At 63.0% G+C, this 13,960-nt stretch carries 17 protein-coding genes; 16 read left to right on the top strand and 1 reads right to left on the bottom strand.

Annotated features, from left to right (window positions below; all coding sequences use genetic code 11):
• Positions 1-20: 20 nt before the first annotated feature.
• The 13 genes from truA (at position 21) to P7644_RS15145 (ending at position 10,626) form a co-directional block, all read left to right on the top strand.
• Positions 21-845: a tRNA pseudouridine(38-40) synthase TruA gene (truA, locus tag P7644_RS15085; protein WP_404300063.1), complete on the top strand. Its 825-nt coding sequence runs from the start codon at positions 21-23 to the stop codon at positions 843-845.
• Positions 842-1,576 carry a phosphoribosylanthranilate isomerase gene (locus tag P7644_RS15090; protein ID WP_404300064.1) on the top strand — a complete coding sequence of 245 codons (735 nt, stop codon included), beginning with the start codon at positions 842-844 and terminating at the stop codon, positions 1,574-1,576. Before truA ends, P7644_RS15090 begins: the two co-directional genes overlap by 4 nt.
• Entirely contained in the window at positions 1,569-2,837 is a 1,269-nt protein-coding gene (trpB, locus tag P7644_RS15095) for a tryptophan synthase subunit beta (protein WP_404300065.1), read from the top strand. The genes P7644_RS15090 and trpB overlap by 8 nt, the downstream gene beginning before the upstream one ends.
• On the top strand, positions 2,834-3,643 hold the full coding sequence (gene trpA, locus P7644_RS15100) for a tryptophan synthase subunit alpha (protein ID WP_404300066.1): 810 nt from the start codon (positions 2,834-2,836) through the stop codon (positions 3,641-3,643). Before trpB ends, trpA begins: the two co-directional genes overlap by 4 nt.
• Before the next feature lie 56 nt (positions 3,644-3,699).
• On the top strand, positions 3,700-4,572 hold the full coding sequence (accD, locus tag P7644_RS15105) for an acetyl-CoA carboxylase, carboxyltransferase subunit beta (RefSeq protein WP_404300067.1): 873 nt from the start codon (positions 3,700-3,702) through the stop codon (positions 4,570-4,572).
• A 192-nt stretch (positions 4,573-4,764) separates the two neighbouring features.
• The gene (locus tag P7644_RS15110; protein WP_404300068.1) at positions 4,765-5,133 is read left to right on the top strand and encodes a hypothetical protein; all 369 of its coding nucleotides are present in this window, start codon (positions 4,765-4,767) and stop codon (positions 5,131-5,133) included.
• Positions 5,134-5,241: 108 nt separating this feature from the next.
• Complete coding sequence (locus P7644_RS15115) at positions 5,242-6,156, top strand: helix-turn-helix transcriptional regulator (RefSeq protein ID WP_404300069.1); 915 nt, start codon at positions 5,242-5,244, stop codon at positions 6,154-6,156.
• Positions 6,157-6,197: 41 nt separating this feature from the next.
• Positions 6,198-6,536, top strand: coding sequence for an SHOCT domain-containing protein (locus P7644_RS15120; protein ID WP_404300070.1), 339 nt, complete (start codon positions 6,198-6,200; stop codon positions 6,534-6,536).
• Positions 6,533-8,101 (top strand): hypothetical protein, encoded by a 1,569-nt coding sequence (locus tag P7644_RS15125; RefSeq protein WP_404300071.1) that lies wholly within the window; start codon positions 6,533-6,535, stop codon positions 8,099-8,101. The genes P7644_RS15120 and P7644_RS15125 overlap by 4 nt, the downstream gene beginning before the upstream one ends.
• Before the next feature lie 44 nt (positions 8,102-8,145).
• Complete coding sequence (locus P7644_RS15130) at positions 8,146-8,763, top strand: hypothetical protein (protein WP_404300072.1); 618 nt, start codon at positions 8,146-8,148, stop codon at positions 8,761-8,763.
• Between the two features lie 12 nt (positions 8,764-8,775).
• A complete protein-coding gene (locus P7644_RS15135; RefSeq protein WP_404300073.1) occupies positions 8,776-9,771 on the top strand; it encodes a hypothetical protein in 996 nt (331 codons plus the stop codon).
• Between the two features lie 60 nt (positions 9,772-9,831).
• Positions 9,832-10,101 (top strand): YkgJ family cysteine cluster protein, encoded by a 270-nt coding sequence (locus tag P7644_RS15140; protein WP_404300074.1) that lies wholly within the window; start codon positions 9,832-9,834, stop codon positions 10,099-10,101.
• 213 nt (positions 10,102-10,314) lie between these two features.
• The gene (locus tag P7644_RS15145; protein ID WP_404300075.1) at positions 10,315-10,626 is read left to right on the top strand and encodes a hypothetical protein; all 312 of its coding nucleotides are present in this window, start codon (positions 10,315-10,317) and stop codon (positions 10,624-10,626) included.
• A gap of 102 nt (positions 10,627-10,728) precedes the next feature.
• Here P7644_RS15145 and P7644_RS15150 read toward each other — a convergent pair whose 3' ends face one another.
• Complete coding sequence (locus P7644_RS15150; RefSeq protein ID WP_404300076.1) at positions 10,729-11,277, bottom strand: YggT family protein; 549 nt, start codon at positions 11,275-11,277, stop codon at positions 10,729-10,731.
• Between the two features lie 72 nt (positions 11,278-11,349).
• Between P7644_RS15150 and P7644_RS15155 the strand changes: the two genes are divergently transcribed.
• The 3 genes from P7644_RS15155 (at position 11,350) to P7644_RS15165 (ending at position 13,837) form a co-directional block, all read left to right on the top strand.
• Entirely contained in the window at positions 11,350-11,520 is a 171-nt protein-coding gene (locus P7644_RS15155) for a hypothetical protein (RefSeq protein WP_404300077.1), read from the top strand.
• A 105-nt stretch (positions 11,521-11,625) separates the two neighbouring features.
• The gene (gene lysS, locus P7644_RS15160; protein WP_404300078.1) at positions 11,626-13,173 is read left to right on the top strand and encodes a lysine--tRNA ligase; all 1,548 of its coding nucleotides are present in this window, start codon (positions 11,626-11,628) and stop codon (positions 13,171-13,173) included.
• A gap of 7 nt (positions 13,174-13,180) precedes the next feature.
• Positions 13,181-13,837, top strand: coding sequence for a mechanosensitive ion channel domain-containing protein (locus P7644_RS15165; RefSeq protein ID WP_404300079.1), 657 nt, complete (start codon positions 13,181-13,183; stop codon positions 13,835-13,837).
• Positions 13,838-13,960: the final 123 nt, after the last annotated feature.

Consider the following 13,960-nt stretch of genomic DNA (forward strand, 5'->3'; position numbering starts at 1 on the left):
GAACCCCTGGGGGGCATGCCATGAGGGTGGCCCTGGGCGTCAGCTACAACGGCCAGGCCTATAGCGGCTGGCAAAGCCAGCCCGGCGGCAACACCGTGCAAGACCATCTCGAAGCGGCCCTGGGCCGCTTTGCCACTCACAAGGTGGCCACCCTTTGCGCCGGCCGCACCGACGCCGGCGTGCACGGCCTGATGCAGGTGGTGCACTTCGACACCGAACTGCAGCGCGCGCCGTTTTCCTGGGTGCGCGGCACCAACACCTTCCTGCCACGCGACATCGCCGTGCAATGGGCCCAGAGCGTGCCCGACGCCTTCCACTCGCGCGCCTGCGCCGTGGCGCGCCGCTATGCCTATGTGCTGCTGCAGTCGCCCGTGCGCCCCAGCGTGGACGCGGGACGCGTGGGCTGGGTGTTCCACGCGCTCGATGAAGACGCCATGACGCAGGCCGTGCAGCACCTGCTGGGCGAGCACGACTTCAGCTCGTTTCGCGCCAGCGCCTGCCAGGCCAAGTCGCCCGTCAAGACGCTGCAACGCATCGCCATCACGCGCCGCGCCCCGCCCGCCGGCGAATCGGCCGGCAACCATGGCTGCACGCCCTGCTACTGGCGCTTCGAGTTCGAGGGCAATGCCTTTTTGCACCACATGATCCGCAACATCATGGGTTGCCTCGTCGCTATAGGCCAGGGCGCGCACCCACCCGAGTGGATGCGCGAGGTGCGCGAGGCGCGTTCGCGCGACGCCGCGGCGCCCACGTTCTCGCCGGACGGCCTGTACTTCCTGGGGCCGGTGTATGGCCCCGAGTGGGGCCTGCCCACGCGCACGGCTGCGTATGATTGGCTGCCATGAGCAGCCCCTCCCCCATTACCTCTGCCACCCGCACCCGTATCAAGATCTGCGGCCTGACGCGCGAGCAGGACGTGGACGCCGCCGTGGCCGCGGGCGCGGATGCCGTCGGCTTCGTGCTCTACGCGAAAAGCCCGCGCGCCGTCACGCCCGGGCGCGCGGCAGAGCTGGCTCGGCGCCTGCCGCCCTTTGTCACGCCGGTGCTGCTATTCGTGAACGCAAAAGCTACTGAAGTGATAGCTGCAAGCGATTGCGTACCGGGCGCTACAGTGCAATTTCATGGTGAAGAATCAGCCGAGGACTGCTGGGCCGCCAGCGACAGTGGGCGCATTCCCTACCTGCGCGCGGCGCGCATTCCGCTGGGTGATGAGGGCCTCCAGTTCGACCTCGTAGAATATGCCCATGTTCACTCCCGCGCCCGTGCCATCCTGCTCGACGCCCATGTCGACGGCTATGGCGGTGGCGGCAAGGCATTCAATTGGTCACTCCTTCCACCAAGCGTCGACTCTCACCTCGTTTTAAGTGGTGGACTCACGCCTGCAAACGTGACCGATGGCATCTTGCAGGTGCGCCCGCGAGGCCTCTCGCTGGCGGTTGACGTCAGTTCCGGCGTGGAGCTTGACGGCCCCGATGGCAGGCTGCTGCGGGGCATCAAGGACGCCGACAAGATCCAGCGCTTCGTGGCCGCCGTGCGCGCGGCCGACGAGCAACTTGGCAAAGAATTCCATGTTTGAGTACCACCAACCCGATACCTCGGGCCACTTCGGCCCCTACGGCGGCAGCTTCGTCAGCGAGACGCTGACGCATGCCATCGATGAACTGCGCCAGGCCTACGCGCGCTACCAACACGACCCGGAGTTCCTCGCCGAATTCCGCTACGAGCTGGCGCACTTCGTCGGCCGCCCCTCGCCCATCTACCATGCCGCACGCACCAGCCGCGAGCTGGGCGGCGCGCAGATCTACTTGAAGCGCGAGGACCTGAACCACACCGGCGCGCACAAGATCAACAACGTCATCGGCCAGGCCATGCTCGCCAAGCGCATGGGCAAGCCGCGCATCATCGCCGAGACCGGCGCCGGCCAGCATGGCGTGGCCACGGCCACCATCTGCGCGCGCTACGGCCTGGAATGCGTGGTCTACATGGGCGCCGAGGACGTCAAGCGCCAAAGCCCCAACGTCTACCGCATGAAGCTGCTGGGCGCCACCGTGGTGCCCGTGGAGTCGGGCAGCAAGACGCTGAAGGACGCGCTCAACGAGGCCATGCGCGACTGGGTGGCGAACGTGGACAACACCTTCTACATCATCGGCACCGTGGCCGGCCCCCACCCCTACCCGATGATGGTGCGCGATTTCCAGAGCGTGATCGGCGAGGAATGCCTGACGCAGATGCCCGCCATGCTGGCCGAGCAGAAGCTCGCCGCCGAGCAGCCCGACGCCGTGGTCGCTTGCGTGGGCGGCGGCAGCAATGCCATGGGCATCTTCTACCCCTACATCCCGTTCGAGAACACGCGCCTGATCGGCGTCGAGGCCGCCGGCGAGGGCCTGGACAGCGGCAAGCATTCCGCCAGCCTGCAGCGCGGCAGCAGCGGCGTGCTGCACGGCAACCGCACCTTCATCCTGCAGGACGAGAACGGCCAGATCACCGAGACACACAGCATCAGCGCCGGCCTGGACTACCCCGGGGTGGGCCCCGAGCACGCCTGGCTGCAGGAGATCGGCCGCGCCGAATACGTGGGCATCACCGACCGTGAGGCGCTGGAAGCCTTCCACCACCTGTGCCGCACCGAGGGCATCATCCCGGCGCTGGAATCCAGCCACGCCGTGGCCTACGCGATGAAGCTTGCCAAGACCATGACGCCCCAGCAATCCATACTCGTGAACCTGTCCGGCCGCGGCGACAAGGACATTGGCACCGTGGCCGACCTGTCGGGGGCCGATTTCTACGACCGCCCCTCCATGCGGGGATTGACCGTCAAGGGAGGGCCCGCCGCATGAGCCGCATTGCAGACACCTTCGCCGCACTGCAAGAAAAGGGCCGCAAGGCGCTGATCCCCTACGTGACGGCGGGCTTCCCGTTCGCCGACATCACGCCCGCACTGATGCACGGCATGGTCGAGGCCGGCGCCGACGTGATCGAGCTTGGCGTGCCCTTCTCCGACCCCATGGCCGACGGCCCGGTGATCCAGAAGGCGGGCGAGAAGGCCCTGTCCCTGGGCATTGGGCTGACCCAGGTGCTGGACATGGTGCGCAGCTTCCGCCAGCGCAACCAGACCACGCCCGTGGTACTGATGGGCTACGCCAACCCCGTGGAACGCTACGAGCAGCGCCACGGCCAGGGTGCGTTCGCGCGCGATGCCGGCGCGGCCGGCGTGGACGGCGTGCTGGTCGTGGACTACCCGCCCGAGGAATGCGAGCAGTTTGCCGCCGAGCTGCGCGCGCACGGCATCGACCTGATCTTCCTGCTCGCCCCCACCTCCACGCCCGAGCGCATGCAGCAGGTAGCGCGCGTGGCCAGCGGCTACGTGTACTACGTCTCGCTCAAGGGCGTGACGGGCTCGGGCGCGCTCGATACCGCCGCCGTCGAGGCCATGCTGCCGCGCATCCGCGAGCATGTGAAGATCCCCGTCGGCGTAGGCTTCGGCATCCGCGACGCGGCCACGGCCCAGGCCATAGGCCGCGTGGCCGACGCCGTGGTCATAGGCAGCCGCATCATCGGCCTCATCGAGGACCAGCCACACGAGAAGGTGGTCGGCATCACGGTGGACTTCCTGCGCCAGGTGCGCAAGGTGCTGGACACATAATTGCACCCCGGCGCGCGCTACGGCCCGCGCCGGCTGAGACCCCAGAAAGAAAATCCATGTCCTGGCTCGAAAAACTCCTGCCCTCCAAAATCCAGCAGACCAACCCCACCGAGCGCCGCCAGATGCCCGAGGGCCTGTGGGTCAAGTGCCCCAGCTGCGATAACGTGCTCTACAAGACCGACCTGGAGCACAACCAGAATGTCTGCCCGAAATGCGGCCACCACCACCGCATTGGCGCGCGCGCGCGGCTCAATGCCTTCCTTGATGGCGAAGGCCGCTACGAGATCGGCCAGGAGGTGCTGCCCGTCGACGCCCTCAAGTTCAAGGACAGCCGCAAATACCCCGAACGCCTGAAAGAGGCGCTGGAGAACACCGGCGAGACCGACGCCCTCGTGGTCATGGGCGGTGCCGTCAAGAGCATCAACGTCGTGGCGGCCTGCTTCGAGTTCGACTTCATGGGCGGCTCCATGGGCTCGGTCGTGGGCGAGCGCTTCGTGCGCGGCGTGGAGACCGCCATCGAGCAGAAGGTGCCCTTTATCTGCTTCACCGCCACCGGCGGCGCGCGCATGCAGGAAGGCCTGCTGTCGCTGATGCAAATGGCCAAGACCAACGCCGCGCTCACGCGTCTGGCCAAGAAGGGCCTGCCCTACATCAGCGTGCTGACCGACCCGACCATGGGCGGCGTGTCGGCCGGCTTCGCCTTCGTGGGCGACATCGTGATCGCCGAGCCCAAGGCCCTGATCGGCTTTGCCGGCCCGCGCGTGATCGAATCCACCGTGCGCGTGACCCTGCCCGAGGGTTTCCAGCGCGCCGAATTCCTGCAGACCAAGGGCGCCGTGGACTTCATCTGCGACCGCCGCGAGCTGCGCCAGACCATGGCGCAATGCCTGTCCATGCTGCAGCGCCTGCCGGCGGATGCCGTAGCCTGAACAAGCCAAAAACCATAGCGCCAAGCGCCTGATGGACAACGTCCACAGGCGCTTTTTTCATTCCCTTGTGCGCGCACGGCACCTGCGCCCACAACACCTGATGCACGCGAAACCGCAAGCCCTTCGCGATCGCCCAAGCATCGCGACACAACGTGTCGCCCCTTCTGCCTACAGTCCTCCTCGCACCAACGCATGGCGCTGGAAACCCACCAGAAAGCATCAAAAATGATAGCTGCATACGCTTGCAACAAAAGCATTACAAGCGCATTCAGTACAAATCAGAAAGGGACCCTCATGAGAGGACAGGTTCTCGCTTTCAGCGAAGAGAAAAAAATCGGCGTCGTCGCAGCGGCCGACGGCCCGCACCGGCTTTTCCACGTCAACGACTGGCGGGGCATGGCGCCGCCCCAACTCGGTATGGCCGTGAACTTCAGCATCGATGAAGACGGCCGCGCACGCCAAGTCCAACTGATTGGACTGCCCGAGTCCGCAGCCACCACTGCTGAGTCGGCCCAACGACTCACACAGTCGACCAATCCGCACACAAATGCTGCGGAATAAATATCACACATATTTACATATACTCACAAAAAGCTCTTTCGCGCATCGACACAACCAGTCGCACACCGCTCCTACAGTCCCCATCACCACCCTATCTGCCCTTCGCACATGCCCCCTACCACCGCCAAGCAAGCCGACTCCAAGGGTGAAAAGCTAGCCCAGCGTCTGTCCGGCATCCTGGCCCGCCTGCACCAGGGCGAAGCCCTGGACAAGCACCAACTGGCACAGCAGTTCGACGTGGACGTGCGCACCATCGAACGTGACCTGGGCCAGCGCCTGCGCGGCATTGCCGAGCGCAACGGCGAGGGGCTCTGGCAGCTCACCCGCACGGCACGCGACACCATTCCAGCCAAGCGCCTACACGACTACGCCAGGGTGGCAGGCACCGAGCACCTGTTCCCCGACCCCAGCCTGCGCTACCTGCTGGAGCAACTGGAAACGCCGGAACCCCGCCGCACCACGCACGTACAGCCTACGCCCCACGAAGACCTGCGTGCGCAAAGCCCGCTGTTCACCCAACTGCAAGCCGCTATCGAGCAACACTGTGAATGCCACTTCACCTACAAGGCAAAACCGCGCCATGCACAGCCCTACCGCCTGATCCACAAAAGCGGCGTGTGGTACCTGGCGGCGGAAGAAGCAGGCCGCCTGAAGAACTTCAGCGTGGCCTTGATCGAAGACCTGCAGGTTCATGAGGCCAGCCGCTTCGTGCCCAAGCGCGCACACAAGGACTACATCGACGCCAAGGACGACGTGTGGTTCACCGAAGGCACCACTGAAGTGCTGCTGCGCGTAGCGCCCGAGGTGGCCCACTACTTCGCCCGCCGCCAACTATTGCCCCGACAGCAGCAACGGGCGGACAGCGATGGCTCGCTGCTCGTCACCACGCACATCAACCACATCAACCAACTGCTGCCTGTGGTGCGGTATTGGTTGCCGGAGGTGCGGATCGTCAGGCCAGTTGAGTGGCATGAGGCACTGCTGGATGGGCTCCAACACGCGCTGGCGCAATGGGGTCGCTGACTCCATCTCTTGCGTCTTCATCAACCCAAGGACTACGCACCATGCAATTCATCCTCTTTTTGCTGGGCCTTTTTGCCATTGGCTGCGTGCTTTATGGAGTATCGGCAGGAGTGCAGATCATTCAGCGCGGCTTCTCTCGGCTTGCGAATACAGCCCATACCTCAGAGGCGAATGCACCCAAGCAACGACTGCAAACACCGCCACTACCTTCCGAACTACCCACGCCTTCACATGGACAGCGCTACCTTGATGAATTGAATGAACTGTACGGGCTGTACCAGAACGGGGCACTGACCCGGGAGGAGTTCGCGCAGCTCAAGCGGCATCTCTTGTCCCTGATCGCCCCACCCACCACTCGTAGCAGCCAGGAGAATCCATGAAACCCCATGACACGACCTCGTCTCACCTCGCCCGTGATGATGGCAGGAAAGCGGAAATCAAGCGAGACATGGCTCAAACCGGCGCAGTGCTTTCCACCAGCGAGACGGTGAGCCGCTTCGGCAGTGCCAATGCAGAGTACATCAAGGGCTACACCGGCATCGACAACGAGACCGGCCAAAATTTCGCCAAGGGACTGGCGGGCATTGCCCAACACAAGGTTCACCCGGACTACGTCAATGCCAACCTTAAGCAACAAGCTGGCTTCTGCGCCGAGGTGGCGGCCACTAGCCGCGACAACGCAGAGGCCATCATTGCCCGCTCCGAGGTACGCACCGCGCGCAGCGACGACCTTCCGCAACATTACCCTAAGAACCACAACGTCGTGGATCGGGTGCAGATACTGGACGGCCAAATCATCGAAGGCAGCCAAACCCAGATGAAGTTCGTGGGCAATCCCCGTCAATTGCTCAAGGACATCGCGAAGGAAGATGGCAAGTTTGCCCGCTACCGTGGCACCAGGATCGAACTGCCGTCCGAACAATACAAAGACGCCGCCCAGCACTGCCGTGACCAGGCCCAGCAACTGCGCATCAACGCCCAGCATGCCGAACTCCACGGCAAGGCCGATGCAGCCGCCAAGCTGCGCCGCGAAGCCAAAAACTACGAGCGACTCGCCAGTGATGTATGCGACAGCGGCATGACTACTGAACAAGCCATGTTCTACCGCAAGCACCCCGAGATCGCCACCGCACTCGACATCGCCCACACCAGCCACCGCGCAGGCGGGGAAGGAGCTCGGTACGGCGCAGTCATCGGTAGTTGCATCTCGCTGCTACAAAATCTACTGGCCACCGCGCAGGGAAAACAAGACCTGCGTGGAGCAGCCCAAGCCGTTGCCGCGGACACAGCCAAAGCGGGCGCTATCGGCTATGGCACGGCCTTCGCGGGCTCAGCGATCAAGGCATCCATGCAGCAGTCGGGCTCGCAAGCCCTGCGAACTCTCTCAAGAACCAACGCACCGGCATTGGCACTCAACATCTGCCTGTCGTTGGGCGGATCCGTCAAGCGCTTCGTCACTGGCGAAATCACCGAATCGCAACTGCTGGTGGAAGTGGGCGAGAAGGGTGCAGGCATGCTTTCGGGCAGCATGATGGCTGCGCTGGGGCAGTTGGCGATTCCCGTCCCCTTCGTCGGGGCGGCCGTTGGCGGTCTGATTGGCTACAGCCTGTCATCGCTGTTCTACCAAAGCGCGCTGGATGCCGCGCGTGGCGCGGAAGTCTCGCGGGAACTGCTGGCACGCACGCAGGCCATCGAGTCCTCCGCCCGCGCTCGGATCGCCGAAGAGCGGCTAGCCCTGGACGAATTCTTCGCCCGCGAAATCCCCGATCTGTGCCAGGAAACGCAGCGTCTCCTGGCCGCCATGGATGCCTCTACCAATAGCCCACCCGACGCACTGATCGCCGCTATCGACCAGTACGGCACCTTGCTGGGCAAGCGCCTGCAGTTCCAGTCGATGGCGGAGTTTGACGACTTCATGCTTTCCGACCAGCCACTGCGGCTGTGAAACACCTTTCCCCATTCCCGTAACCAGCACTTGAAAGTAAAAACATGCTGACAAAACTGCTATCTGACGAAGACAAGAAGCGTTTCCTTCTGTTCGCCGAACTGTTGAGTCTTGCCGACAAACCCCTGCTCTGGGATGGCAAGCCAAAAGAAGAAATCACCGCACAGACCGACATTAATAAACTCACCATCCAGAAGGGTGCCGCTGAAACACAGCTGCTCGCGGAATGGGGGTGGAAAAATGCTACACCAGCATTGGCCACCTTTGCGACGCTACTATCGACCTCTCCGTATGAGACGAACCTCAAAGGGCTTCTGACATCGCCCTCTCAGGCTGAGACGAGCCTCATAAAGCTTCTGAAATGCCTCCCTCTCCTAGAGGACACTGAAGACCCCGCCGTCCGATGGAATGCCGTTTCTGCGGTGCTTCGGGAGCTTCTGGATGAGCACGCCTTCACCAATCCGTACGCCATCCGGATCGCGCTCTACGAACTCATGCTGCTGGCGCTGGCAGACGGAATACCTTCTCCCGTCGAATATCGTTTCCTTGAAGAATTCCAGCGCCACCATCGCGTAGAAGACGACGCCTTCCGGGAAATCCTGGAACGCGCAGAAAACATGTACCGCGAAACCCAAAAAACCATCGCCCTCGTTCTTGAATAGGGAGAAAAAACCATGCCAGTTCCCATCATCCTCGGTGCAGTTGCCCTCGGCACTGGAGCTTACGGCGTCTACAAAGGCCTAAGCGGCGCTATCGACCAAAGCAATGCAGGCGATATCAATAACAACGCACAATCCATGGTCAGTGCGGCCCGCAAACAAGTGGAAACGCAACGTCAATCCACCAACGACTTGCTGACGGACTATGGCGCGCGCAAGCTGCGCGCCTTCAATGGCGTCATTCCCGAGTTCATTCAGACATTCAGCCGTTTGAAGAACATCGAGATCGCACAAACATCCGGACTGGACAAACTTAATTTGGGTGAATTTTCCACGCAAACGCTCGAAGGCCTGCGCAAGGACTACCAGGCATTCAAGGACGCCGGCCTTGGCGTTGGTGCAGGGCTGGGCGGCGGCGTAGCCTTAGCCTTTGGCGCCTACAACGGCACCATGTTGCTGGCAACGGCCGGAACCGGAACGGCCATATCCACCCTCAGCGGCGTTGCAGCCACCAATGCCACCCTGGCGTGGCTGGGCGGTGGCTCGCTAGCAGCTGGCGGCTATGGCGTGGCTGGCGGCATGATGGTTCTAGGCGGCATCGTCGCTGGACCTGCCTTGATGATCTTCGGCCATATCGTGGGCAACAAGGGAGAAGAGGCCCTCAACAACGCACTCAGCAACCTCGAACGAGCTAAGACCGCGCGTGACGACGCAGGCAAGTTGGTAGCCCAGCTCGATGCGATTGGGCAAATCACTTCGCTGGCAAACAGCACTTTCTCCAGTATCACCGCCCATCTGCGCCGCAACGTGAGCGAACTGGAAAAGGTCATCAAGAACGAAGGCGAGGACTGGCGCGCCTTCTCCCCCGAAAGCAGCGAAACGGTTGTGCGCACAGTAAAGTTCGCCCAGTTGATCAAGGCCATGATCGATACGCCCATCCTTGACAAGGACGGCAAGCTTGTTCTGTCCACAGAAAAACGCCTGAACGACATCGCAAGAGCCGCAGACTAATTACATCGCAATGAAAAAAGCCTCAGCGTGAAAGTGCTACGGCTTTCTTCTCTATATCTGATGACGAAGCCTTTCCCCTGTACCCAGTGTGGCTTGTGCTGCCAGCATGTCCACCTGAGCAACGAAACACATTTCCTGGATCGTGGCGACGGAATCTGTAAGCATTACGACATGGCGAGCAAAGCTTGCTCTATCTACACAGAACGCCCCGACATTTGCAGAGTGGATCGGATGTATAGCTTGCGATATGTGCAACAGCACACTTGGGATGAATTCGTGACCATGAATCTTAAGGTGTGTACCCAACTTGGATCGGGATCGCCGCGATAAAGCGCGGGTTCGATTTCACCTATGCCGCCAGGGCATTCTGAGACCGAATCACCTCATTTAGGCAGACACCCTACACAGCTATAGCGAAGACTGAACTGCTACCAATTGATGAGCAGAATCGAGAGCGACTATTCATAGTGGTGTAACCAGCGAGGCTTGGTGCCATACGCAGCATCGCTGCCCGCAAAGCCAACCAGCGTGAGATCAAGCTCTATGAACAAGCCCTCCAAGCTCAGTAAAGCGGGCATCGTCATTCCCACAGCGGAAGAAGACGAAGCCATCAACCGGTGCATTGCGGCAGACACGTATATGGTGGAACTGACGGCGGAGCTAGCTGCGCGCCTGTACACCCTGCGCAACCAGTTGATGCACGGCGGCGCGACCTGGAACAGCTCGGTCAACCGCGCCCAGGTGCGCGACGGCCGTGCGCTGCTGGCGCGGGTGCTGCCGGTGATGCTGGGGGTGATGATGGACTGCCCGGAGCGCTTCGAGGGGCGGCCGTTTTACCCGGTGGTGGCAGATTGAGCCAGGGCCTCGGCTGTCATTTCAATCAATTTTGCTATTTAATAGATAGCTTCTTGCACTTGATACACAAGCGTTAAATACTGTTTTTAGCAAAAGCCGGCATCACATCATCACGCTGGCCTGCAGGTGCCCAAGCACGATGGACAGCACCTGCAGTAGCACCAGCAGCACCAGCGGCGACAGGTCCAGCCCACCCACCAGCGGCAGCAGGCGGCGCACGGGGCGCAGCAGCGGCTCGCACAGGCGCGCGATCACGTCGCTGATGGGCGAACGCGTCTGCATCCAGGACAGCACGGCATAGACGATCAGCAGGCCCATCAGGCCCGAGACTGCCACCCGCGCCAGGCCAAAAATGGCCATCCACGGCAGCCAGGCCAAGCCCATCTCCGGCCCCAGCAGCAGCCACAGAAGCAGGTACTGCACCAGTTGCAGCAACAACGCTGCGCTCAGGCATGACAGGTCCCAGCGCCCCACAGCCGGCACCAGCCTGCGCAGCGGCAGCACCAGCCAGTTGGTCAGCGCAAACACCAGCCGCCCCACGGGGTTGGCGAACGACACACGCTGCCACTGCATGTACAGGCGCAGCAGGCAGGCACCGGTCAGCAAACCGCTGGCCACGTCAAGAAGGAAGGAGATGATCTGGAACAGCATGGGAAAGTAATAAAAAACACCCACCAGGAGCGCAGTGCAAAGCCGGCGACGGCACTGCACGGGATGATAGCGATGCCACCGGTGCACGGCCCCATATCCCAATCCCTGTCCCTGACATCGCTGCCGCTGTTTCCGGGAGAGCGTGCTGGCGCCCAGCGCGAGCACCTGATGACACGCGACAGCCCGCTCGTGCGGCTGGAGCTGGAGGGCGGCCTGCTCGATCGCTTGGGGAACGCCTTGTGAACGCCATGCAAGCGGCCGGTGCATCCGCATTCATCCAACGACAAGCCCCAGTCACTCGCGAAAACCCTAAAATCGCCGGTTTGCCCCTTCCTGCCCCACGGCATCATGTCTGAACAAAACCACGCCCCCTCCCCGCCCCAGGACGAAAACCAGCTCATCGCCGAGCGCCGCGAGAAGCTCAAGGCCCTGCGAGATAGCCAGGCCCAGGGCCAGGGCGTGGCCTTCCCCAACGATTTCAAGCCGCGCCACCACGCCGCCAGCCTGCAGCAGCAATATGGCGCGCTGGAAGGCGAGGCGCTGGAGGCGCAAGGCGTCCAGGTCAGCGTGGCCGGCCGCATGATGCTCAAGCGCGTCATGGGCAAGGCCAGCTTTGCCACGCTGCAGGATGGCTCGCTGGGCGACACCGGCGGGCGCATCCAGCTCTACGTAACGCGCGACGGCATTGGCGAGCAAGCCTACGCCGACTTCAAGCGCTGGGATCTGGGCGACATCGTGGGCGCCGAAGGCACGCTGATGAAGACCAAGACGGACGAGCTATCGGTCAAGGTGACCACCCTGCGCCTGCTCACCAAGAGCCTGCGTCCCATGCCTGACAAGTTCCACGGCGTGGCCGACCAGGAGGTCAAGTACCGCCAGCGCTATGTGGATCTGATGACCGACGAGGCCGCGCGCCGGCGCTTCGTGGCGCGCAGCAAGGCCGTCGGCTCGATCCGCAACTTCATGATGGAGCATGGTTTCCTGGAGGTGGAGACGCCCATGCTGCACCCCATCCCCGGCGGCGCCAACGCCCGGCCCTTCGTCACGCACCACAACGCGCTGGAGCAGGAGATGTTCCTGCGCATCGCGCCCGAGCTGTACCTGAAGCGCCTGATCGTGGGCGGATTCGAGCGCGTGTTCGAGATCAACCGCAGCTACCGCAACGAAGGCATCTCGGTGCGCCACAACCCCGAGTTCACCATGATGGAGTTCTACGCGGCCTACTGGAACTATCTGGACCTGATGGACTTTACCGAGACGCTGATCCGCGACGTGGCGCTGAAGGCCACCGGCTCGCTGCAGCTCACCTACCAGGGCCGCGAGGTGGACTTGTCCCAGCCCTTCAAGCGCCTGACGATCCGCGAAGCCATCTACCAGTACACCGAGGCCGGCGCGCATGTGGACGACGCCGCATGGCTCGTCAGCGCGCTGAAGAAGTTGGGCATGAGCGAGGAAAAGGACCGCCTGTCCACGCGCTCGCTGGCCAGCCTGCAGGTGCTGTACTTCGAGGAGACGGTGGAGGACAAGCTCTGGCAGCCGACCTTCATCATGGAGCACCCGACCGAGATCTCGCCGCTGGCGCGCGCCAACGACCAGCGCCCCGAGGTCACCGAGCGCTTCGAGCTCTACATCACCGGCCGCGAGTTCGGCAACGGCTTCTCCGAGCTCAACGACGCCGAGGATCAGGCCGCGCGCTTCAACGCCCAGGTGGCGGCCAAGGACAGCGGCGACGACGAGGCCATGCTCTTCGACCACGACTTCGTGCGCGCGCTGGAATACGGCATGCCCCCCACAGGCGGCTGCGGCATCGGTATCGATCGCCTGATGATGCTGCTCACCGACAGCCCCAGCATCCGCGACGTGATCCTGTTCCCGGCGCTGCGCCGGGAGCAATAACCGCCCCATGCTGGAGCGCCTGAAACTTATCCTGCCGCCATGGATGCACGACTGGCTCGACGTCATCGTGCCCGGCGTGCAGATCGCGCTCATCGTGCTGGCGGCGCTGCTGCTGCAGCACCTGGTGCGCCGCATCATCCGGCGCGCCAGCGATCACTATCAGTTTCCGCACGAACTGTTGGCGCCCATCAACGGCGTGGTGCGCTGGCTCATCCTGGGTGGCGCCGGCCTGCTGGCGCTGGAGCGCCTGGGCGTGTCGGCCGCCGTGCTGTGGACGGCCTTCACCGGCTTTGCCACCGTGGGCGCGGTGGCGTTCTTTGCCGCGTGGAGCGTGCTGTCCAACCTGTTTTGCGCCTTGCTGATCTTCACCGTGGGGCCGTTTCGCGTGGGCGACCATATCGAGTTGCTGGACACGGCCGAAAAGCCCGGCGCCCTGGGTCGCGTGGTGGACATCAACCTGCTGTACACCACCCTCGAAGACGTCACAGCCCCCGCGCCAGGAGCCCGGCTGCAAATTCCCAATGCGTTGATCTTCCAGCGCGTGCTGCGCCGCTGGCCAGCGGGAGTCGACGTGCCCGCATCCAAACTGCGCCCCGTCGCATCGGCCCCTGCGCTCACCAGTGCCGAGCCCGCTCCAGCCCCCAAGGGTGCTAGTTTTCCCTGATATTTCCACCACCTTGCGCGGGCGGCGGCCTGTCACAATCGCGCCCTAGCCGTAGCAAAAAAAAGGCAGCAGCGCCAGCCTTGCTTACCCTGTTGTCGATTTAACGCTCTCGGTCAATCATGG

This window comes from Alicycliphilus denitrificans, assembly GCF_044792555.1.
In the GTDB taxonomy this organism is placed as follows: Bacteria; Pseudomonadota; Gammaproteobacteria; order Burkholderiales; family Burkholderiaceae_C; genus Alicycliphilus; species Alicycliphilus denitrificans_A.